Genomic DNA, 21109 nt, shown 5'->3' on the forward strand with positions numbered 1-21109 from the left:
ATGGCGCCGTTGCTGGGACCGCGCGCGAAGACCGAGAGCGCGGCCCCGGTGCAACCCGCTCCGGCCCCGGTCTACAGTTCTGATGCTGCGCGGCTGGCGGCGGAGATCGAGAGCCTTGCGCCGGACAAGGCTGTTCAGCTTCTTACGCTCTTGAAGCGTGGGCTGGAGTTTCAATCCTCCGAATTCGAACGCTATCTTTCGGCGGAGGCGCTGACGACAGCCATCTATCCGAAGTTCAAATTCTCCGAATTTGCTCGGATATTCCTCGAGGATGAAGCATTCCTTGCCTACTACATGAGGTTCATGGATGTAGGGAACTGGCATTCGCTTGATCGCAAATATGCGATGAACGAGTTGCTGAAGCTCGTGCTTCATCTCGAAGGCGATGCCGCCGAATGCGGCACGTACAGGGGCGCTACGGCCTACTTGCTGTGCCAGGCCTTCAGGAAGATACCGATGTCGATTCATCTCTTCGACAGTTTCGAGGGGTTGTCCGAGCCGGCTTCCGTCGATGGCACGTACTGGCGAAAGGGCTCTCTGACCGCGGCCGAAGATGAGTTGACGCAGAGCTTGCGAGAGTTCGACAACTATCGGATTTACAAGGGCTGGATTCCCACGCGATTTGCCGAAGCGGCCGACTGCAGGTTTCGCTTTGTGCACGTCGATGTCGATCTCTACCAGCCCACGCTCGACTCGCTTCAGTTCTTCTATCCTCGCATGGTTGCGGGTGGCATTATCCTGCTTGATGACCACGGGTTCAAATCATGCCCAGGTGCGAAACAAGCAGCTGACGAATTCTTCGAATCGAAGGCCGAGAATCTCGCGCTTTTGCCAACGGGGCAGGCCTTCACGATCAAGCAGTAGGATGGGGCTTAACTGCTTCGTACAATGGTGAGAAAGCTCTGACATGGCTGCGGAACGTTTGAAGTGGACCCCCGAACTGGTCAACCGGTTCTGGGACAATGTGGGGCAAACCCGGCTGACCGAACTCAGTTTCGCGAAGCTTGGCGGCCGTAGTGTCATTACGGCTATTGATCACATACTTCCAAAGCACGGACGCATTCTCGATTTCGGTGCCGGCGATGGCCACCTTCTTCGCTTCATGGCCCAGCGGGGCCTGACCGTGGCGGGATACGAGCCGTCGAAAGGACGCGCGGCAAATCTGCAGCGTGCACTGGAGAATTTCGATGGATTCCTGGGCGTCGTGGGCGAGGACTCGACGGAGACCTTTGATGTCGTAATCATGTCCGAGGTCATCGAGCATGTTCTGGACGAGGTCATGGACGTCACGCTCGATCGTCTGGCGCGCTTTGTGCGGCCCGGGGGCGTGTTGGTCATCACGACGCCCAACAACGAAGATCTCGATTTGGACATGGCGTACTGCCCGGTCAGCAATTTGCTGTTCCATCGCTGGCAGCACGTTCGCTCGCTCGATCAATCGTCACTGAAAGCGCTTCTCTCCCGGTTCGGCTTCGATGAGGTGGTGACGCATCAGGTGGGGTTCGACGACAACATCTTTGTCCCGAACGATGCCTTCTGGAGCGGAAAGCCGCTCGTTGATCCTCTGCCGGATTGGCTTGAGAACATGCGCCAGAACATGCCAACTCAGGCTGGGGCGGGGAATCGACTTCTGTACATTGGGCAGAAGGGGCGAGCGACCGACTATCAGGAGCAATTAACGGCCTTTCAGGCCCTTGCTGCGCAGGCGATGTCGAGCGCGTCGGCAAAGGCGTCGCCGCATCGCAGTGGAATCCTGATGATCATTGGTTCGTTGGGCCCGGGTGGCGCCGAACGGCAAATGGTCGCCTTGGTCGAACAGATCGTATCGAGAGGGATTGATTCAGTTACTGTGGCGCTCGTCCATCCGCCGGCGACGGAACGGGAGAATTTCTTCAGAGCCAGGCTGCAGAAGGCGGGCGTCAAAATCATCGACGGCTTCTCTGCCGCCAAATCTCCGACCGGATCCGGGAAGACGGCGGATCCCGATCCATTTGAAGTGTTGTCGCCGGAGCTCGCTGACGTAAGGGCCTACTACGACGTTCTCTCGGATGTAAATCCCGAGACGGTGTATCTCTGGATGGACGAAGTGTGCATCAAAGGAGGCATTGCAGCGACCGTACTGCAGATCCCCCGAACATTGCTCTGCTTTCGCAATATGCCATCCTACAATTTCCCTTACTATCACGGGTACCATCGTGATTGTTATCGGTTCTTGGCAGAGCAACCGAACCTGCAGATGCTAAATAACAGCCATGCTGGTGCGCGCGCGTATGCCGCGTGGCTGGAGCTCCCAGAGGGAGCGATCAAGGTCGTGCACAACGGAATTGACCTCGACAATGATGCTGCACCCAAGGTCCTGAGAAAACAATATCGAGCCGCGTTGGGCATCGATGAGAAGATGCTGATTGTTGGCGGTGTCTTCAGGATGATGACGGAGAAACGTCCGTTCCTCTGGCTCGATGTCGCTGCGATGATACGTGAGAAGATGCCGAATGTGCGCTTCCTGCTGGTGGGCAATGGCGCGCGGTTCGATGATGTTCGCGCTCGCGCCGAGCAGCTTGGGTTGACCGGCGCATTGATATTTGCCGATCTGGAACTGCGCCCGGCCGCGGCAATCGCAGCAATGGACCTGTTCTTTCTGGCGTCTCGTATCGAGGGTCTTCCAAACGTCATTCTCGAAGCTCAGGCCCTTGGGGTTCCCGTCGCTACGACCTCCGCTGGAGGCGCTCCCGAGGCTGTGCTGGATGGCAAGACGGGGCAGATATTCAAGCCCGATGCAACAGCGCGGGTTATGGCTGATACTATCGTTGACTTGCTAGGCAACTTGCGCTGGAGAGAAAAAGCTGCGCAACTGGCCCCGCGACAGGTCAAGACTTCTTTTAATATTGAGCTCATGGCCGACGGGATGCTGGCCGCCCGCGATGAAATTGCGGTCGGTTCGGCAGTTGATAGCGAGGTTGCTGAGGCGGGTCCGTCGGCTGATCCTGTTGTGGAGAAGGCAGATCGACCGCAACGACCTTGGGCGCTGCGGTGGTTTGCAGCCAAGCTCCCGTCCTGGATCTATCGATCGTGAGCGGGCGACCGGGCCGAAGGTAGCGCCGAACCCATCGTGCGTATTTAGCAGGATCGAGCAAACCCATGACCGCAAGATTTGAACGGGGGCCGGCCAGGCCATTTGTCTAGGGGGCGAAGAACGTGGGCAAGGAGGAACAAGCGACATCGAAGGGCAATGCTGCATGGCGGCCGCCGGCGCGGACCGTTTCTTCCATGTTTGCAATAGGTCCAAAATTCGTGGCGAGGGCATTCGCCGTGGCGGTCCGTCGCAATCTGCCGCACCGCACGATTGCATTTATTCGGCGGTACCGGCCGCGTCGACCTCCAACCGTCACGTTCAAAGATGCGTATTTGTTCGCCTGGTCGAAGATGGCTCGCTGTCGTCCCTTGTTGGCGCGCGATCCGGCAGAACTCAGCATGGTGGAGCGGGTCGAGCGTGGAATTCTCAAGCTCGTCCTGGCGATGCCTGATGGACGACATCGTCGCGCGCTCAGGCAGTTCGGTATCCAGCTGGAGAGGCAAGGTGTCTCGGCCGCGAGGAGATCGATTGCGCAGCAGCACGGTGTGACGATGATGATTGGCACGCTTGGCCCAGGCGGTGCAGAGCGCCAATTGGTGGTCACGGCGCGGGGGCTTCGCGAAGGCCGGAAGCCAAGCATCCGCGTGGCATGCGTCAATCTATCCTCCCCAGTCAGCAGGTTTTTTCTGCCGGAGCTTGAGTCCTGGGATATTGCAGCCAGCGTCATCGGCACTGAGGTGGACAGCAACCTCGAACCGGCGCGGCGGGCCATCGTCGATGCCTTGCCGCCGGAACTGCGGGACGACGTGGCCCTCTATGCCAAGACATTGGCGGCGCAGAACCCCGAGATTGCCCATCTGTGGCTCGACGAAGTCAACATCAAAGGGGGTATCGCGGCGGTGCTGACCGGCGTGCCAAAGATCATCATCTCGCAACGTAGTTTGCCGCCGATCAATTTCGTTTTTCATCAGCCATACATGCGTGAAAGCTACCGCTGGCTCGCGCGTCAGCCGGGTGTCAAGATGATCAACAACAGTGCGGCCGGCGCGAGGGCTTACGAGGCGTGGCTTGGATTGGCCAAGGACTCGATTGGCGTTGTCCGCAATGGTTATGCCTTTGATGAGTCCGAGCTGGCGGGGTACAAGGCGGATTGCGCCAAGCTCCGACAGCGCGTCGGGATTGAACCCGGCGCGCAGGTTGTGGGGACCGTGATGCGCTTCACCGAGGAAAAGTGCCCCATGCTGTGGCTGGAGATCGCAGCGCTCATCCGCCGGGAACTGCCTGATGTGCGTTTTCTGATCGTTGGAGATGGACCTTTGCGCGCGGTCATGGAGGCTCGCGCGGCTGCTGACGATTTGGCAGGAGCCGTGTTTTTCGCGGGCCATCTGAAGGAGTCGATGGCCGCTATTGCCAGCATGGACCTGATGCTTCTGACCTCCCGTGCGGAGGGGCTTCCGAACGTTTTGGTCGAAGCGCAGTTCCTGGGGGTGCCCGCCGTGACGACGCCCGCCGGCGGCGCGCCAGAGGCTGTCAATCACGGCAAGTCAGGGTGGGTTCTCCAAGGCTGGGACGCGGCATCGAGTGCTTGCCAAATCGTGCGCCTTTTGCGAGACGGCCACTGGCGAGAAGCCGCGGCGAAAGATGGTCCTGAGTTCGCGTTCAAGCGCTTCGGGGTTCAGCGTGCGATCGATGAAACGCTCGCGGTGTATGGTTAAACGGATTCCAGAGGACAATTTGATGGACCAGGTAGAAGAGAAGCGCTTCGAGTTCGGAAAGAATTGGCATGACTTCATTCAGAAGAATTTTGACGCGGAGAAGGTTCAGACTTCGAAGCGTCATATCCTTCAGTTCATGGGGCGTTCCGATCTCAATGGCCTGACGGTTATCGATATTGGCTGTGGCAGCGGGCTGCATTCGATTGCCATGCTGGATGCAGGCGCCGCCCGGGTGGACGGCTTCGACTATGATCCGGATTCGGTCCGGGCCAGCAAATTTGTCCAGTCGCAAGCTGGCAACCCTGCCAATTGGACCGCGGAGCAGGGGTCGGTTCTCGACGATGCCTACGTCGCCAAATTGCCGCTCTACGATCTGGTCTATTCGTGGGGTGTGCTGCATCACACGGGCGAGGTCTGGCATGCGATTCAAAATGCAGCCAGCCGAGTGAAGCCGGGAGGACTGTTCTACATCGCACTCTACTCGGCCGACGTGCAGAAAGACCCGACTCCGGAGTTCTGGCTTGATGTGAAGCGCCGATACGTTGCTTCCGGTTGGCTGCGGCGCAGGCTTATGGACGGTTGGTACGTCTGGCGTTTCGAGATGTACCGAGATCCGCGCAATTTGCCCGCGTTCCTGCGGCGGGTGCGGGAATACAAGAAAATGCGCGGCATGAACAAGTTTACCGACATCCGCGATTGGCTCGGCGGCTGGCCCATGGAGTTCGTCTACGACAAGGACGCCATCGATTTTGTCGAGAAGATGGGCTTCAAGCTCGAGAAGATCGCAACCGGCGAAGCAAATTCCGAATTCCTGTTTGTTCGGAATGCGTAGAGGAACGATGCTATGTGCCCTGCCGCATGGGATCGCGACAAGGCGTTCGCGGTCGCGGCGAGGATGTCATTGATTTTCAGACAATGAGCCCACTCCCGATCATATACGTGATCGGCTCCCTCGATGTCGGGGGAGCCGAGCGGCATCTGGCACAGATCATCCCGAGACTTGATCGCGGCCGATGGAAGCCGGTCGTTTGTTGCTTGACCGAAAGAGGCAAGCTCGCAGACGGTCTGGAGGCGGCCGGCTTCGAGGTGATAGCCCGTCCGGTCGCGCGGCGTTCCGGCGGCGCGTCTCGGATACGAAGCCTCGTGCGTCTCGCTGAGACGGTACTCTGGCTTTGCCGGGTCATGCGCCGATTTCGTCCGGCAATCGCTCATTTCTTTTTGCCTGGGGCATACATCCTGGGGGCTCCGGCGTCGATTCTGGCTCGCGTTCCCGTTCGGATCATGAGCCGACGAAGCCTCAATTACTATCAGCGCAACATTCGCTTTAGTCCTGCGATCGAAGGCTGGCTGCATCCCCATATGACGGCCATTCTCGGCAATTCAAACAGCGTGGTGCGCCAACTGCATGATGACGAAAACGTCCGGGCAGATCGGCTCGGCCTGATCTACAACGGCATCGATTTCGCAAAGTATCAAAAGTCTTCGATGGTGCGGCAGGGCGTGCGTGCCTCCCTCGAAATCGATCAAGACGCGCTTGTTTTCATTATGGTGGCAAACCTCATCCCTTACAAAGGACATCAGGATTTGCTCGTGGCCTTTTCGATGGCTTGCCCTCATTTGCCCGCCGGCTGGAGGCTCTTAGTGGTGGGGCGCGACGACGGAATCGGCGGGGCGCTGCGTGAGCAAGCGACGAATCTCAAAATAGCCGACAACGTGCTCTTTCTCGATTCAAGAAGCGACGTGCCTGATCTCCTGTGTGGCGCGGACATCGGTGTTCTGTCCTCGCACGAGGAGGGGTTCTCGAACGCGGTGCTCGAGAGCATGGCGGCCGGACTTCCGGTGATCGCAACCGACGTGGGAGGAAATCCCGAGGCGAATATCAACGGAGAAACCGGGTTCATCGTGCCGCCGCGTGATCCCAAAGCGATGAGCAAGGCAATACTTCTTCTCTCAGCGGACGGGGCATTGCGCGCCAGAATGGGCATGAAGGCGGCAGACCGGGCTAAAAAGACCTTCAGCCTGGATGCTTGTGTGTCGCGCTATGAGGATCTTTATCGCGGCTTGCTGGAGGGCAAGATTCCGAATGATATCCCGAGCATCCGGCTTTCGAAGTAATCTATCCCCACCGTTCACGCCAGGCTTCGAACATCAAGACGTCCCAGAGCGCGTATTGCCAGTTGCGCTTGCGCGACAGATGCTCGGTCCAGTGCCGGCGAATGAGCGCGACGTCGAAGAAATCCGTCTCCCGCAACCGCTTCTCGGAAAGCAGATTTTCCGCCCACTGCCGCAACGGCCCGCGCAGCCATTCGTCGAGTGGAACAGAAAAGCCCATCTTTGGACGCTCGACGAGATTTCTCGGGACGTGACGGTACAGAACCTGACGTAACAGCCATTTGCTGACGCCGCGCCGGATCTTGACGGAGTGCGGGAGCCGCCAGGCCATTTCGACAACGCGGTGATCGAGCAGCGGCACTCTCGCTTCAAGAGCGACCGCCATGCTCGCACGATCGACCTTCGTCAGGATATCGTCGGGAAGATAGGTCACCGAGTCGAGGAATTGCATTCGATCGAGCAAGTTCGGAAAGTCGGTCCGTACGGAATTGTCCCACAAGACCCCACGGGCTTCCGCCACGCCGGGCGCAATGCTATCCGGGTCCCAATGGCTGATCAGCTTTCTGTACAGCTCATCGGCATCGTTCAACCCGAGCACGTTCGCGAATTTATGGATCTTGTCGCCCGGCAGTCGTGGATAGCTGTGCTCCGGAAGGTAGTCGAAAATCGCGTTCCATCGCTCCGAGCTTACCGAAGTCAGGCCCGCTGCGAGTGCCTTTCGCGCGGGGGTCGGCACCAGCGAAAGCATCCTCCAGGAACGCCGGGTCAGCTGATATCGATTGTAGCCCGAGAAGAGTTCGTCGCCGCCATCGCCCGAAAGTGCGACGGTGACGTGCTTGCGTGTCATCGCCGAAACCAGGTAGGTCGGAATCTGTGACGAGTCAGCGAACGGCTCGTCGAAGATTTCGGAAAGCTTCGGTACGACCTCGAGCGCTTGCTGCGAGGTTGCGATGAGTTCGGTGTGCTCGGTTCCGAGATGCTTGGCGATCGCAGCGGCGTGAGGTGCCTCGTTAAAGGCCTTTTGCTCAAAGCCGATCGAGAACGTCTTTACCGGTCCGACGTTTGCGGCCTTCATCAACGCGACGACGGTCGATGAATCGATTCCGCCGGAAAGGAATGCGCCGAGCGGCACGTCCGCCATCGTTCGCTTGCGGATGGCATCGACAAGAAGCGTCTCGAGTTGTTCGACCAGCGACGCCTCGTCTCCGGAGAGCGGGTTGCTCAGGCCGTCGAGAGCCACCTGCCGGGCATCCCAGAACTTATCAATTTGTAGTTCGCGGCCGAATTCCAGGGTCAGAATAGTCCCCGGCTCGAGTTTGTAGACATCCCGATAGATGGTGTGCGGAGCCGGAATATAGTTGTGTCGCATGAACGAGGCGACCGCCGCCGGTTCGATCCGCGGCGTCCATCCCGGATGCCGGCGCAGCGCCTTGAGCTCCGAGCCGAACATGAACAGCCCGCCGATCTTGGCCCAATAGATCGGTTTGATGCCGAGTCGATCGCGAATGAGCTTCAGGGTTCGCTCTTGCCTGTCCCAGATCGCGATCGCAAACATGCCGATCAGTCGGTCAGCCGTGGCGCGGATTCCGTATCGCGCGAACGATTCGAGCAGGACCTCGGTGTCCGAGTGTCCGCGAAAACGGTGGCCGGTCGCTTCGATCTCGGCTCGGATTGGAAGGTGGCTGTAGACCTCGCCATTGTAGACCATCACGAAGCGGCCATCGGACGAGTGCATGGGCTGGTGTCCGGCGGGCGAAAGATCCACGATCGACAGGCGGCGGTGAACGAGGGCAACACCAGCTTCGGCATCGACCCATATGCCGTGGTCGTCGGGACCGCGATGTTCCAGGCTGACGTCCATGGCGTCGGCGATGGATTTAAGCTGGTCGACCGATGTCCGACTGCTGGGGTCCGCGAGAAATCCGGCGATTCCGCACATCGTGCCCTACCGGAAGGCTTGCAAATCGGTCAGCGGGCAGGGGCCGAGCCAGGGAGATTGCCCGTCCAGCAGAATTAGCTCATATCGCATCTAAACCACGACAATAAGACGGCATCCACGGTTGATGACCTGGCTCAGGCGCGAACCAATAGCCGCGAAGGTTATCCCGAGGGAACCGGATAAGGCAAAGTTGGCGACGCCGGTATTGGGTCGACGAAGCTCAGAGCCGACGCATTTTGGCCGTGTCGCAGGTGTCTCAAAGGACGCAAGAGGGGCCGAAGAGGTTAATACGCCTTCGTATTCTCTTTAGGTCGCCCTGGCAATAGCGCTCATTTTTTGCGGCAGAATCCTTGGTATCTTAAGGACTTTCGCTCTTGCGACGTCGGCTGTATGGCGGCTAAACAACCGGCCTCGATGGTACGCCTGAGCCGGAACTTCCTTTATGTCACATTTCCGAAAGATTGCAGTTATTGGGTTGGGCTATGTCGGCCTTCCCGTTGCGGTTGCCTTCGCCCGCAAAAGAATACCCGTCGTCGGTTTTGACGTGGACCGCAGCCGTGTTGCCGAGCTCAGCAAGGGATATGACCGTACGCGTGAAGTCGACGCCGAAGATCTTCGCCATCCGTCGCTGACGTTCTCCGTGGATTCGGTGGCGATCCGGGACTCGGATTTCTTCATCGTCACTGTGCCGACGCCAATCGACGATGCGCACCGGCCGGATCTGGGGGCAATGATTGCCGCATCGCGCACGGTCGGCGGTGCGCTCAAGAAGGGTGACATCGTCGTCTACGAATCGACGGTTTATCCGGGCGCGATCGAGGAGGAATGTATCCCCATCCTGGCCGAGGTCTCCCATTTGAAGCCGGGCGTGGACTTCACGGTCGGGTACTCTCCCGAGCGGATCAATCCCGGTGACAAACTGCACCGTTTCGAGACCATCATGAAGGTCGTCTCTGCTCAGGATCCGAAAACGCTCGACATCGTTGCTAATGTCTATGGGTCCGTCGTGACGGCCGGCATCCATCGCGCACCTTCCATCAAGGTGGCCGAGGCTGCCAAGGTCATCGAGAACACGCAGCGCGATCTGAACATCGCGTTCATGAACGAGCTATCGCTGATCTTTCAGGTGCTGAATATCGACACTGGCGACGTTTTGGCGGCCGCGGGCACAAAATGGAATTTTCTGCCGTTTCAGCCCGGCCTCGTTGGCGGCCACTGCATCGGCGTCGACCCCTACTACCTGACTTTTCGTGCCGAGCGAGCGGGCTACCATCCGGAGGTGATTCTGGCCGGTCGCCGGATCAATGACGGCATGGGTCAGCGCATTGCGCGTGAATGTGTTCGAATGCTGCTTCGCGGGAAGGGCAAGGGGGGCAAAAGCACCGTTACGGTACTTGGCCTGACCTTCAAGGAAAATGTCCCGGATACGCGCAACTCCCGTGTGGTCGACATCATTCGTGAGCTTGAGACATTTGGTATTCACGTTCAGGTGCACGATCCTCTCGCGAATGCGGAGGATGCAAGCCATGAATATGGGCTGACGCTGACTGATCTCGATGACCTGCGCCCGGCGGATGCGGTTATCCTGGCCGTCGCGCATGATAGCTATCTCGCCGGTGGCTGGCCGCTCTTTCAGCGCCTATTGGATGGCGGCACGGGCCTCATTCTGGATGTCAAAGCGAAGCTCGACCGTAGCGTAGCTCCCGCCGGCATCGAGCTCTGGCGGCTATAGAACAATGGCTGAGAAAGCGATGTCGCACGATACACCACTGGTCACTGGAGCTGCCGGGTTCATTGGCTTTCATGTTGCCCAGCGCCTCTTGGCGGCGGGCCGCAAGGTCGTCGGCCTGGACATCGTCAACGACTATTACGATCCTCAACTGAAGGAAGCACGTCTCGAGATCCTGAAGCGCGACCCGAACTTCACTTTTGTGAAGCTCGATTTGACTGATCGCGCGGGTATCAAGTCGCTCTTTGCCGCGTATCGTTTTCCTGTCGTTGTCCATCTCGCCGCCCAAGCCGGCGTGCGCTACTCGCTGGAGCATCCACATGCCTATGTGGATGCAAACCTAGAAGGCTTCATCAATATTCTTGAAGGATGTCGCCACAACGGGTGCGGACACTTGCTGTTTGCATCATCGTCATCGGTCTACGGCAGCAATACAAAACTGCCCTTCTCGGTGCATGACAATGTCGACCATCCGATCAGCCTGTACGCCGCGTCAAAGAAGGCCAATGAGTTGATGGCGCACTCGTACAGCCATCTGTACGGCATCCCTGCTACCGGCCTGCGGTTCTTCACGGTCTATGGTCCGTGGGGCCGCCCGGACATGGCCATGTTCATTTTCGCGAAAGCGATTTTGAGTGAAACGCCGATCAAATTGTTCAACAACGGTGATATGCGCCGTGACTTCACTTTTGTTGACGATATCGCCGAAGCGATCATCCGCCTCATGGCGCGGCCACCTCAGGGGCAATCAATCCCCCCCACAGCCGCGCCCGATCCTTCGAGCAGCAGGGCGCCCTGGAAGATCTACAATATCGGCAACAATAACCCCGAGGAGCTCTTGCACGTCGTCTCTCTGCTGGAGAAGGAGCTCGGCCGGAAAGCAATCAGGGAACTGCTTCCGATGCAGCCCGGCGATGTGCCGGCGACCTATGCAGACATTGAAGATCTGGCGCGGGACATCGGATTTCGGCCTGCGACCAGCATCGAGGATGGGATCGCGCGATTTATCAAGTGGTACCGCGAGTACCACAAGGTTTGACAGGGAGCTGACATTCGGGCGTCGGCGCGGATCGGGCTTGCTCCCCACTGCCCGGCGACGAACATGGCGGAATCGGCGTGCCGTCCGCCACCTGATCGGCGCATGGCCTTGCTTTATCCCGGGTTTTCTGGGTAATGGAACGCTACCGTGCGGCTCGCAAGGCCGCTTGTTCCCTCGGCTCTTCGGCTGGTTGCACTGGCCAGCCACGAGACAAGACAGGGCCTGTTGCATGATCAGATTTGGCCTGCTCGGGTGCGGGCGTATCGCCAAGCGTCACTCGGATCTCCTGGGTGGCAATCACATCGAAGGAGCGAGCCTGGTCGCGGTCTGCGATCCGATCCGCGCGCGCGCCGATGCGGTTGCCGGGAAGTTCGGCGTTGCGGCCCATTACGATATGGACGAATTCCTGGCGCGGAAGGACATCGATGCCATCGCCGTGCTGACGCCGAGCGGTCAGCACCCCGCGCATGTGATCGCCTGCGCGAGGGCCGGCAAGCACGTCGTGGTCGAGAAGCCGATGGCGCTGCGTCTGCAGGACGCCGACGACATGATCCGGGCCTGCGACCAGGCCGGCGTCAAGATGTTCATCGTCAAGCAGAACCGCTTCAACGTGCCGGTAGTCAAGGCGCGCGAGGCGCTCGACGCCGGCCGCTTCGGCAAGCTCATCCTGGGGACGGTCAGGGTGCGCTGGTGCCGCGACCAGGCCTATTACGACCAGGACGATTGGCGCGGCACCTGGGCCTATGACGGCGGCGTGCTGACCAATCAGGCGAGCCACCATGTCGACATGCTAGAGTGGTTCTTCGGCGACGTCGTGAGCGTGCATGCGCGCGCGGCAACGGCGCTGGCCAACATCGAAACCGAAGATACGGCGGTTGCAACGCTGAAGTTCCGCAATGGCGCGCTCGGGATCATCGAGGCGACCACCGCGGCGCGCCCGACCGATCTCGAGGGCTCGCTCTCGATCCTGGGCGAAAAGGGCACGGTCGAGATTTCGGGCTTTGCGGTCAACCAGATCCGGCACTGGCGCTTTGTCGACGAGCTGCCGTCCGACAAGGACGTCGTGGAGAAGTTCTCGGTCAACCCGCCCAACGTCTACGGCTTCGGCCATCAGGCCTATTATCACCATGTGGTCGATTGCCTCGAGAACCAGCGCGCCGCGCTGGTCGACGGGCTCGAGGGCCGCAAGAGCCTGGAGCTGATCTCGGCCCTCTATGAGTCGATCGAGACCGGCGAGGAAGTCGCGCTGCGCTTCACGCCACGGCTGAGCCGGCTGGGCGTCGCTTCGTGAACCGGCCGGACGTGCATCAGGCCAGCGTGCGCGATGTCGCGTTCGGCGAACGCGTCAAGATCGTCGAGCCCTGCAACCTCTATGGCTGCAAGCTCGGCGACGACTGCTTCGTTGGCCCCTTCACCGAAATCCAGAAGGGCGTGATCGTCGGGGCGCGCACCCGCGTGCAGTCGCATGCCTTCGTCTGCGAGCTCGTCACCATCGGCGAGGATTGTTTCATCGGGCACGGTGTGATGTTCGTCAACGACACGTTCTCCACCGGCGGCCCGGCGCGTGGACGCAAGGAGCTGTGGCGCGAGACGGTGATCGGCAACCGGGTGTCGATCGGCTCCAATGCGACGATCATGCCGGTCAGGATCGTCGACGACGTCGTCATCGGCGCCGGATCGGTGGTGACCAAGCATATCACGACGCCTGGCACCTATGCCGGCAATCCGGCGCGCCGGCTGCTGACAAGCCAATAGGGCAATAGGGGAATATCGATGGCGGTGCCGTATGCCGACCTGCAACTGCAATACCAGTCCATCAAGGGCGAGATCGACGCTGCGATCGCCGGCGTGATCCGTGACAACGCCTTCATTCGCGGCAGCTATGTCGACGCCTTCGAGCGCGAATTTGCGGCGGCGGCCGAGGTCGCTCATTGCGTGTCCTGCGCCAACGGCACCGACGCGCTTTACCTCGCCATGCGCGCGCTGAAGGTGAAGCCGGGCGACGAGGTCATCACGACGGCGCATTCCTGGATCTCGACCGCTGCGATGATCACCCACTCCGGTGCCACCGTCGTCTTCTGCGACACCGACGAGGCGACGTTCACGATCGATCCGGCGGCCATTGAGGCCGCCATCACGCCGCGCACGGTCGGCATCATCCCGGTGCATCTCTATGGCCAGCCCGCGGATATGGAAGCGATCATGGCGATCGCGCAGAAGCACAAGCTGTGGGTGATCGAGGATTGCGCCCAGGCCCATCTCGCGCGCTACAAGGGCCGCATGGTCGGCACCTTCGGCGAGGCCGCGACCTATTCCTTCTATCCCGGCAAGAATCTCGGCGCGATGGGCGATGCCGGCGCGGTCGTCACCAACGACGCGGCGCTCGCCGAGCAGATGGCCATGCTGGCGCGCCATGGTGGACTGGTGAAGCACCAGCACCACATCGAAGGCATCAACAGCCGGCTCGACGGCATGCAGGCCGCGATCCTCTCGGCCAAGCTGCCGCATCTTGCCGCCTGGACCGAGGCCCGGCAGGCCGCCGCCGAGATCTATGATGCCGGCCTCAATCAGATCGAGGATGTCGTGGTGCCCGAGGTCGCGCCGGCGCGCCGCCACGTCTATCACCTCTACACGATCAGGCATCCGCGCCGCGACGCGCTCGCCGCTCATCTCAACGCCAATGGCGTGCAGACCGCCATCAACTATCCCACCGCGCTGCCATTCCTGCCGGCCTATGCGCGGTTCGAGCATCGGCCGGAGCAGTTCCCCAACGCGCATCGCGATCAGGGCCGGATTCTCTCGCTGCCGATGTTCGCCGAGATCACGCGCCGGCAGCAGGACGAGGTGATCGAGCTGATCCGGAAGTTCTGATCGCGATCGGGGCCTCGCGCTTGACGCTGTGGTCTTCAGCTCTCGAGCAGCAGAGGCCTCAGGAACTTTTCCAGATTGGAGCCTGAGAACAGGTAGCCCTTCAGCCCGGCTGCGCGCGCAGCCTCGAGATCCGTCGGCTGATCGCCGACCAGAAAGCTGCGTTCGACGTCGACCGGAAAGCGTTCGAGCAGATAATTGATCATGCCCGGCGACGGTTTGCGGCGGTGGCTGACCTGCCGATATCGTTCAACCGTCCCTTCAGGATGGAACGGGCAGTATTCAAAGGCGTCGATATGCGCGCCGATCCTGCCGAGCTCATCGGCCATCCAGTCGTGAAGCTGCCGCACGTGTGTCTCCTCGTAGAGACCCCTTGCGACGCCTGACTGGTTGGTCACGACGAACGCAAAATACCCCATGTCGTTGACGGCCTTGACCGCCTCGCGCGCGCCGTCGATCCAGACCAGCCTGTGGCTCTCGAACAGGTAACCGATGTCCTGGTTCAGGACGCCGTCCCGATCGAAGAAGACGGCCGGCCTTCGCGGCTGATCTCCGGAAGCGCTGCTCATGAGGTGATGATCCGTCCGTCTCCACGAGGCACGAGCTAGCTCAATAGTTCACAACGCCTCGCGCGACAAATCTGGACCGATCAAACGCCGGGTGATCCCAAGGCCTAACGCTCGTCCGCAATCACCTTGCCGTCATTCGGCAGCGAGCCGGTGCCGACCAGCTCGACGGTGCCGCCGAGCTTTGTCACGGCACGCAGCGTTGCCGCGACGTCGCTCTGCAGGGCATCCGCCGCCGAGGCACATTCGGCCCGCAGCGTCATCGCGTCGGCCTCGCCGGCGCGCGTGACCACGAGGCGCAACCGTCCGAGCTCGGGATGGCGCCTGCCGATCTCCGCGATCTGCTCGGGGCGCACGAACATCCCCTTCACCTTGGTGGTCTGGTCGGCGCGGCCCATCCAGCCCTTGATGCGCATGTTGGTGCGTCCGCACCGGCTCGCGCCGGGCAGGGCGGCGGTCAGGTCGCCGAGCGCGAGGCGTATCCAGGGATGGTGCGGATCGAGCGAGGTCACCACGATCTCGCCGACGTCACCCGGCGCAACCGGATCGCCGGTGCCGGGCTTGACGATCTCCAGGATGAGATCCTCATTGACCGTCATCCCCTCGCGCGCCGCGGTCTCGAACGCGATCAGGCCGAGATCGGCAGTGCCGAAGACCTGGTAGGCCTCGACGCCGCGCAACTTCATCTCCTCCTGCAGCGATTTCGGAAATGCCGCGCCTGAGACCAGCGCGCGCTTGATCGAGGATACGTCGCGGCCGGCGGTGGCGGCGGCGTCGAGCAGGATCTTCAGGAAGTCCGGGGTGCCGCTATAGCCGACCGGGCGATAGGCCTCGATCAGCTCGAATTGCTGCTCGGTATTGCCGGGGCCCGCCGGGATCACCGCGCAGCCGAGCGCCCGCGCCGAGGCGTCGAAGATGAAGCCGCCGGGGGTGAGGTGATAGCTGAAGGTGTTCAGCACCACATCCCCCTCGCGAAAGCCCGCCGCAAACAGCGCCCGGGCGCCGCGCCAGGGATCCGCCTGGCGGCCCTCCGGCTCGAAGATCGGTCCGGGCGAGGAGAACAGCCGGGCGAACGAGCCAGGCGTGTCGGCCACGAAGCCGCCGAACGGTGGGGCGGCCTTGTGCAGGGCCGGCAGTTCCGACTTACGGAGCACCGGCAGCCCGGCCAGCGCCTCCCGGCTGGTGACGGAGGCGGGATCGGTGCCTCTCAGCAAATTGGCATAGGCGGGCGCTGCCATCGCCTTGCGCAGCACCTCGGGCAGCCGGGCGAACAACGCGGCCTCGCGCTCGGCCGGATCGCGCGTTTCAAGGGCGTCGTAATGGTCGGTCATGGCAGGTCCTTGAGAGGATGTGCGCGGGTTGCGTGCCGGTCCGCCCGTGCTATCAGACGCTGATCGCTGACATTGGGACGGTTCCAGGGAGCACGATGGCTGAGGCAGAAAGCGTTGCGGCGGACGGGGCCGCCGACGTCGTCGCGAGGCTGAAGCGCCGTATCATTGGCGAGGCCCTGCCGCTGTGGTCGACCGCAGGCTGGGACAGCAGCGCCGGCGGCTTTGTCGACCGGCTGCACCAGGATGGGACAGCCGATCGCGCCGCGCCGCGCCGGATCATGGTGCAGGCGCGCCAGATCTATTGCTACGCCAAGGCGGCCCAGCTGGGCTGGTATCCGGAGGGGCGCGCGGTCGCGCTGAAGGGGCTGGACTACCTGCTGGCCAAGGCCAGGGCGCCGGACGGCCGGCCTGGCTTCGTCTACAGCCTGACGGCCGAGGGCGGCGTGCACGACCCGCTGCGCGACACTTACGGCCACGCCTTCGTGCTGCTTGCGCTCGCGACCGCCTACGGCCTCGACCAGGACGCCCAGATCCGCGCCGAGATCGACGCGCTGCTGTCGTTCCTCGATACCCAGCTGCGCTCGCCCCATGGCGGCTTCCACGAGGGCCTGCCGCCCTCGATGCCGCGCCGGCAGAACCCGCAGATGCATCTGTTCGAGGCGATGATCGCCTGCTTCGACGCGACCCACGATTTGTCGTTCCAGAACCGCGCCGGCGATTTCTTCGCGCTGTTCCTCGCCAACCTCTACGACAAGCAGACGCGCACCCTCGGCGAATATTTCGAGGAGGACTGGTCGAAGATCCCGCCGGTCAGCGTCGAGCCTGGACACCTCGCGGAATGGGTCTGGCTGCTGAAGGGATTCGAGCGCATCACCGGCTGCCCGACCGGGCGCCCGCGCGGCGAGCTGCTGGCGTCGGCGCTGCGCTATTGCGATGCGGCCACCGGCTGCCTGGTCGACGAGGGCGACGCAGAGGGCAATATCCGCCGCCACACACGGCGGCTTTGGCCGCAGAGCGAGCTGGCGAAGGCGTGGATCGCGCAAGCCGAGTCGGGCGAAGCCGGCGCGGCGGACGAGGCGCGTGCGGCGCTGGTGCTGCTCGAGCGGCACTATCTCGGCCATGCCGTGGCCGGCGGCTGGTACGATCAGTTCGACCGCGACGGCAATTCGCTGGTCGCCACGATCCCGGCGTCGTCGTTCTATCATGTGCTTTGCGCGGTCACTGAAGCCGAGCAGGTGCTCGGATAGAACCGCCTTCCTGGTCTGACGCGTTTTCTGCACACGCAACTCCGCCCGAAAACGCTCGCTATCCTCACAGCCAGCGCTTGCGCCGCTTGAAGCTCTTCAGGTTCTTGAAGCTCTTGCGCTGGTCGCCGGCGCCGCCGAGGTAGAATTCCTTGACGTCCTCATTGTCGCGCAGCTCGTCGGCGGAGCCGTCGAGCACGACCTTGCCCTGTTCCATGATGTAGCCATGGCTCGCGACCGAGAGCGCGGCGCGCGCATTCTGCTCGACCAGGAGGATCGTGACGCCGAGGTCGCGGTTGATCTCCTTGATGATCGCGAACACTTCCTTGACGAGCAGAGGCGATAGCCCCATCGACGGCTCGTCCATCAGGATCATCTTCGGGCGCGCCATCAGCGCGCGGCCGATCGCGAGCATCTGCTGCTCGCCGCCGGAGAGATAGCCGGCGAGGCCGGTGCGCTCCTTCAGGCGCGGGAAATACTTGAACACCATGTCGATGTCATCGGAGACCTCGCCGTCGCGCCGGGTGAAGGCGCCGAGCCGCAGGTTCTCCAGCGACGTCATATCGGCGACGATGCGGCGGCCTTCCATCACCTGGAAGATGCCGCGGCGGACGATCTTGTCCGGATCGATGCCGTTGATGCGCTGGCCCTCGAACAGGATCTCGCCGCGGGTGACCTCGCCGTCCTCGGTCTTGAGCAGGCCGGAGATCGCCTTCAGCGTGGTCGACTTGCCGGCGCCGTTGGCGCCGAGCAGCGCCACGATCGCGCCCTTCGGCACTTCGAGGCTGAGGCCGCGCAGCACCAGGATGACGTCGTCATAGACGACCTCGATGTTGTTGACGCTGAGCAGCGGCGGCGGCGGGACGGCCGTCGGCATCGGGCGGGTGGCTTCGAGGGTTTCGTTCATGGTCTGTGTTACCCTTCGACGTCATTGCCGGGCATAGCCGTCCGAAGGACGGCGTCGCTTCCGCTCGCCTTTGACCCGGCAATCCATCGATCGGAATACGTCTTCGCTTGATGGATGCGCGGGTCGAGCCCGCGCATGACGATTTGTGGACGTGATCAGCCGTTGCCTTACCACCCAAACCATTCCGGCTTGCGCGGTAGGTCGACGGTCTTCACCTTCTCGAGCTTGATCGTGCCCTTGCCCATCAGGTCGTTGATGTCGCCATCGGTCGCGCCCGAGATCTTCGAGCGATACAGGTCGACCTTCGTGGTCGGGCGGTGATCCTTTTCGGTCCAGGTCGACGGATTGCAGACGCCGTCCATGCCGGCCGGCACCCAATCCTTCTTCTGGTAGAAGCCCTTGGCGACGTTCTCGCCGGTGGCGCCGCCGTTCTTGGCGGCCCAGTCGAGCGCCTCCTTCAGATAGAGCGCGCTGCAGACCGCGGCGATGTAGTGCACCGGCCGATAGACCTTGCCGGACGGGTCGGACATCTTGGAGATTTCCATCACGGTCTTCATGCCGGGCGCGTTGCCGCCCCAGCTCACCGCCGTGCGGAGCGGGAAGATCACGCCGTCGGCTGCATCGCCGGCGGTCTTCGCCGCGTTCTCGTCCATGCCCCAGACATTGCCGAGGAATTGGACATCGACGCCGGCGGTCTTGCAGGCCTTCAGCACCGAGATGTTCGAGGCCGCCGTGTTGCCGAGATAGGCATAATTTGCGCCCGAGCTCTTCAGGCTGAGACACTGCGCCGAGTAGTCGCCGGGCGACAGCGCGAACACCAGCGGCGGCAGCACCTCGAAGCCGAGCTCGGTCGCCAGCGCTTCACCAGCCGCCTTCGGTGCGTTCGGATACGGATGGTTGGCGCCCATGTGGACGAATTTCGGCTTGCCGGGCTTGCCCTTGGCCTTCCAGTCCTCCGCGGCCCAGGTCAGCATCGCGCGCATCGAGTCCGAATAGCTCGGGCCGTAGAAGAAATTGTAGGGTGCGGGCTTGGCCTTGCCGCTGGTGCCTTCCGGATCGGTCAGCGCGGCGGCGTAGGAGCCGGAGATGTCCGGGATCTTGTCCTGCGCCAGGAAGCCGGTGAGGGCTTCGGTATCCGCCGTGCCCCAGCCCATGATCGCCGCGACCTTGCCGTCGGGCGCCGACCACTTCTTGTACAGCGCGATGGCGCGCGGCACCTGGTAGCCATAGTCGTTGCTGTCGACATTGAGCTGCTTGCCGCCGATGCCGCCGTTCTTGTTCACCCAGGCGAAGGTGTCCGCGACGCCCTGGCCATAGGGGGTGCCGACGTCGGACGTGCCGCCCGAGAGGTCCTGCAGATGGCCGATGGCGATCTGCGCCTGCGCGGTGGTGGCCGCGCTGCTGATCAGCAGCGCAACGGAGACCGAGCTCAAAAGGGATCTAATCGTCATTTTTTCTTTCCTCCTGCCTATTCGTTGAACCGAATTTTGAGTTGCGTTCCGTGCCTTGCGTCAATGCGAGAACGGGTAGAGCTTCCAGTAGGCCTTGATCTGCCGCCAGCGATGCGCGAGGCCGTCGGGCTCGAACATCAAGAAGCCGATGATGATCAGGCCGATCGCGATCTCGCGCAGGAAGGTGATGTTGTTGTTGAGCTGCAGCGCCTTGTCGATGGCGCCGCCCTTCAGCCAGGCGCTCAGCCATTCCATCGATTCCGGCAGCAGCACCACGAAGGCCGTGCCCATCAGCGTGCCCATCACCGAGCCCGTGCCGCCGATGATGACCATGGCGAGGAACAGCACCGAGCGCTCGATGCCAAAGCCTTCCTGCGAGACCACGAGTTGATAGTGCGCGTAGAGCGCGCCGGCGATGCCGGCAAAGAAGGCGGCAAGCCCGAACGACAGCGTCCGGTACTTGGTGAGGTTGATGCCCATGATCTCGGCGGAGAGATAGTGATCGCGGATCGCGACCAGCGCGCGGCCGTCGCGGGTGCGCATCAGATTGGTGACGAGCAAATAGCTGACCACCATGTAGGCGAGCACGACGTAGAAATACTGGCGGTCGCCGCGCAGGGTGTAGCCGAAGATCGAGAACGGATTGGCGCTGGCCGGCACCGAGCCGCCCGAGAACCATTCGGCGCGCGAGAAGAAGTCGAGCAGGATATACTGCGCGGCGAGCGTCGCGATCACGAGATAGAGTCCCTTCAGCCGCGCCGCCGGCACGCCGAAGATCAGGCCGACCAGCGCCGTGACGACGCCGGCGAGGGGGATGGCGAAGAACACCGGGATCGGCGCGTTGTTGGAGATGTAGGCCGAGGTAAACGCGCCGAACAGGAAGAACGCGGCATGGCCGATCGAGATCTGGCCGGTGAAGCCGACCAGGACGTTGAGGCCGAGGGCTGCGATCGCGAAGATGCCGATCTGGATCGCGATCGAGAGCAGGTAGTTGGACAGCAGCATCGGCGCGAAGCAGGCGAGCACGATGCCGAGGATCGCGAAATTGCGGCTGGTTGCGGTCGGGAAGACCGTGGTGTCGGCCGCATAGCTGGTGCGGAAATCGCCCGAGGGGATGAGTGTGCTTGTCGCCATT

17 protein-coding genes are annotated in these 21109 nt (G+C 61.9%); 11 read left to right on the plus strand and 6 right to left on the minus strand.

From position 1 onward, the window contains the following. The 5 genes from ACVWZM_RS34155 (at position 1) to ACVWZM_RS34175 (ending at position 6903) form a co-directional block, all read left to right on the plus strand. The gene (locus ACVWZM_RS34155) at positions 1–864 is read left to right on the plus strand and encodes a TylF/MycF/NovP-related O-methyltransferase (protein WP_229158729.1); all 864 of its coding nucleotides are present in this window, start codon (positions 1–3) and stop codon (positions 862–864) included. A gap of 43 nt (positions 865–907) precedes the next feature. Next, complete coding sequence (locus ACVWZM_RS34160) at positions 908–3073, plus strand: methyltransferase domain-containing protein (RefSeq protein ID WP_456855684.1); 2166 nt, start codon at positions 908–910, stop codon at positions 3071–3073. Between the two features lie 122 nt (positions 3074–3195). After that, positions 3196–4788, plus strand: a complete 1593-nt coding sequence (locus ACVWZM_RS34165; RefSeq protein WP_253589798.1) for a glycosyltransferase — start codon at positions 3196–3198, stop codon at positions 4786–4788. Positions 4789–4810: 22 nt separating this feature from the next. Further along, positions 4811–5620, plus strand: a complete 810-nt coding sequence (locus ACVWZM_RS34170) for a class I SAM-dependent methyltransferase (protein WP_016847978.1) — start codon at positions 4811–4813, stop codon at positions 5618–5620. 107 nt (positions 5621–5727) lie between these two features. Next, positions 5728–6903 (plus strand): glycosyltransferase, encoded by a 1176-nt coding sequence (locus ACVWZM_RS34175; RefSeq protein ID WP_253589799.1) that lies wholly within the window; start codon positions 5728–5730, stop codon positions 6901–6903. Position 6904: 1 nt separating this feature from the next. Here the strand turns inward: ACVWZM_RS34175 and asnB are convergent, their stop codons facing one another. Then, positions 6905–8839 carry an asparagine synthase (glutamine-hydrolyzing) gene (gene asnB, locus ACVWZM_RS34180; RefSeq protein WP_253589800.1) on the minus strand — a complete coding sequence of 645 codons (1935 nt, stop codon included), beginning with the start codon at positions 8837–8839 and terminating at the stop codon, positions 6905–6907. 442 nt (positions 8840–9281) lie between these two features. Here asnB and ACVWZM_RS34185 point away from each other — a divergent pair, with 442 nt between their 5' ends. From ACVWZM_RS34185 to ACVWZM_RS34205, 5 genes are all read left to right on the plus strand, one after another. Continuing rightward, positions 9282–10571, plus strand: coding sequence for a nucleotide sugar dehydrogenase (locus ACVWZM_RS34185; RefSeq protein ID WP_028338351.1), 1290 nt, complete (start codon positions 9282–9284; stop codon positions 10569–10571). A 19-nt stretch (positions 10572–10590) separates the two neighbouring features. Beyond that, positions 10591–11607 carry an NAD-dependent epimerase gene (locus tag ACVWZM_RS34190; protein ID WP_028338350.1) on the plus strand — a complete coding sequence of 339 codons (1017 nt, stop codon included), beginning with the start codon at positions 10591–10593 and terminating at the stop codon, positions 11605–11607. 229 nt (positions 11608–11836) lie between these two features. Further along, positions 11837–12898 carry a Gfo/Idh/MocA family protein gene (locus tag ACVWZM_RS34195; protein ID WP_229158739.1) on the plus strand — a complete coding sequence of 354 codons (1062 nt, stop codon included), beginning with the start codon at positions 11837–11839 and terminating at the stop codon, positions 12896–12898. Continuing rightward, positions 12895–13362 carry an acyltransferase gene (locus tag ACVWZM_RS34200; RefSeq protein ID WP_253589801.1) on the plus strand — a complete coding sequence of 156 codons (468 nt, stop codon included), beginning with the start codon at positions 12895–12897 and terminating at the stop codon, positions 13360–13362. Before ACVWZM_RS34195 ends, ACVWZM_RS34200 begins: the two co-directional genes overlap by 4 nt. An 18-nt stretch (positions 13363–13380) precedes the next feature. After that, complete coding sequence (locus tag ACVWZM_RS34205; RefSeq protein ID WP_253589802.1) at positions 13381–14478, plus strand: DegT/DnrJ/EryC1/StrS aminotransferase family protein; 1098 nt, start codon at positions 13381–13383, stop codon at positions 14476–14478. 35 nt (positions 14479–14513) lie between these two features. Here ACVWZM_RS34205 and ACVWZM_RS34210 read toward each other — a convergent pair whose 3' ends face one another. Together ACVWZM_RS34210 and ACVWZM_RS34215 are read right to left on the minus strand one after the other, a co-directional pair. Then, the gene (locus tag ACVWZM_RS34210; RefSeq protein ID WP_253589803.1) at positions 14514–15044 is read right to left on the minus strand and encodes an HAD family hydrolase; all 531 of its coding nucleotides are present in this window, start codon (positions 15042–15044) and stop codon (positions 14514–14516) included. A 104-nt stretch (positions 15045–15148) separates the two neighbouring features. Next, complete coding sequence (locus ACVWZM_RS34215; protein ID WP_253589804.1) at positions 15149–16372, minus strand: AMP-binding protein; 1224 nt, start codon at positions 16370–16372, stop codon at positions 15149–15151. A 95-nt stretch (positions 16373–16467) separates the two neighbouring features. Here ACVWZM_RS34215 and ACVWZM_RS34220 point away from each other — a divergent pair, with 95 nt between their 5' ends. Then, the gene (locus ACVWZM_RS34220; RefSeq protein ID WP_253589805.1) at positions 16468–17619 is read left to right on the plus strand and encodes an AGE family epimerase/isomerase; all 1152 of its coding nucleotides are present in this window, start codon (positions 16468–16470) and stop codon (positions 17617–17619) included. 64 nt (positions 17620–17683) lie between these two features. Here ACVWZM_RS34220 and ACVWZM_RS34225 read toward each other — a convergent pair whose 3' ends face one another. The 3 genes from ACVWZM_RS34225 to ACVWZM_RS34235 all read right to left on the minus strand — a co-directional run bounded on the left by ACVWZM_RS34225 (position 17684) and on the right by ACVWZM_RS34235 (position 21108). Next, positions 17684–18523 carry an ABC transporter ATP-binding protein gene (locus ACVWZM_RS34225; protein ID WP_028338343.1) on the minus strand — a complete coding sequence of 280 codons (840 nt, stop codon included), beginning with the start codon at positions 18521–18523 and terminating at the stop codon, positions 17684–17686. 167 nt (positions 18524–18690) lie between these two features. Further along, positions 18691–19974, minus strand: a complete 1284-nt coding sequence (locus ACVWZM_RS34230) for an ABC transporter substrate-binding protein (RefSeq protein WP_028338342.1) — start codon at positions 19972–19974, stop codon at positions 18691–18693. A 60-nt stretch (positions 19975–20034) separates the two neighbouring features. Continuing rightward, on the minus strand, positions 20035–21108 hold the full coding sequence (locus tag ACVWZM_RS34235; RefSeq protein WP_253589806.1) for a branched-chain amino acid ABC transporter permease: 1074 nt from the start codon (positions 21106–21108) through the stop codon (positions 20035–20037). Between the last annotated feature and the right edge of the window lies 1 nt (position 21109).

It is taken from the genome of Bradyrhizobium sp. USDA 4501 (assembly GCF_054062115.1).

Coding starts and splice junctions, on each gene's coding strand:
- ACVWZM_RS34185 (WP_028338351.1), top strand. CDS start 9,282: ATGTCACATTTCCGAAAGATTGCAGTTATTGGGTTGGGCTATGTCGGC.
- ACVWZM_RS34210 (WP_253589803.1), bottom strand. CDS start 15,044: ATGAGCAGCGCTTCCGGAGATCAGCCGCGAAGGCCGGCCGTCTTCTTC.
- ACVWZM_RS34215 (WP_253589804.1), bottom strand. CDS start 16,372: ATGACCGACCATTACGACGCCCTTGAAACGCGCGATCCGGCCGAGCGC.
- ACVWZM_RS34195 (WP_229158739.1), top strand. CDS start 11,837: ATGATCAGATTTGGCCTGCTCGGGTGCGGGCGTATCGCCAAGCGTCAC.
- ACVWZM_RS34220 (WP_253589805.1), top strand. CDS start 16,468: ATGGCTGAGGCAGAAAGCGTTGCGGCGGACGGGGCCGCCGACGTCGTC.
- ACVWZM_RS34160 (WP_456855684.1), top strand. CDS start 908: ATGGCTGCGGAACGTTTGAAGTGGACCCCCGAACTGGTCAACCGGTTC.
- ACVWZM_RS34190 (WP_028338350.1), top strand. CDS start 10,591: ATGTCGCACGATACACCACTGGTCACTGGAGCTGCCGGGTTCATTGGC.
- ACVWZM_RS34205 (WP_253589802.1), top strand. CDS start 13,381: ATGGCGGTGCCGTATGCCGACCTGCAACTGCAATACCAGTCCATCAAG.
- asnB (WP_253589800.1), bottom strand. CDS start 8,839: ATGTGCGGAATCGCCGGATTTCTCGCGGACCCCAGCAGTCGGACATCG.
- ACVWZM_RS34235 (WP_253589806.1), bottom strand. CDS start 21,108: ATGGCGACAAGCACACTCATCCCCTCGGGCGATTTCCGCACCAGCTAT.
- ACVWZM_RS34230 (WP_028338342.1), bottom strand. CDS start 19,974: ATGACGATTAGATCCCTTTTGAGCTCGGTCTCCGTTGCGCTGCTGATC.
- ACVWZM_RS34225 (WP_028338343.1), bottom strand. CDS start 18,523: ATGAACGAAACCCTCGAAGCCACCCGCCCGATGCCGACGGCCGTCCCG.
- ACVWZM_RS34155 (WP_229158729.1), top strand. CDS start 1: ATGGCGCCGTTGCTGGGACCGCGCGCGAAGACCGAGAGCGCGGCCCCG.
- ACVWZM_RS34170 (WP_016847978.1), top strand. CDS start 4,811: ATGGACCAGGTAGAAGAGAAGCGCTTCGAGTTCGGAAAGAATTGGCAT.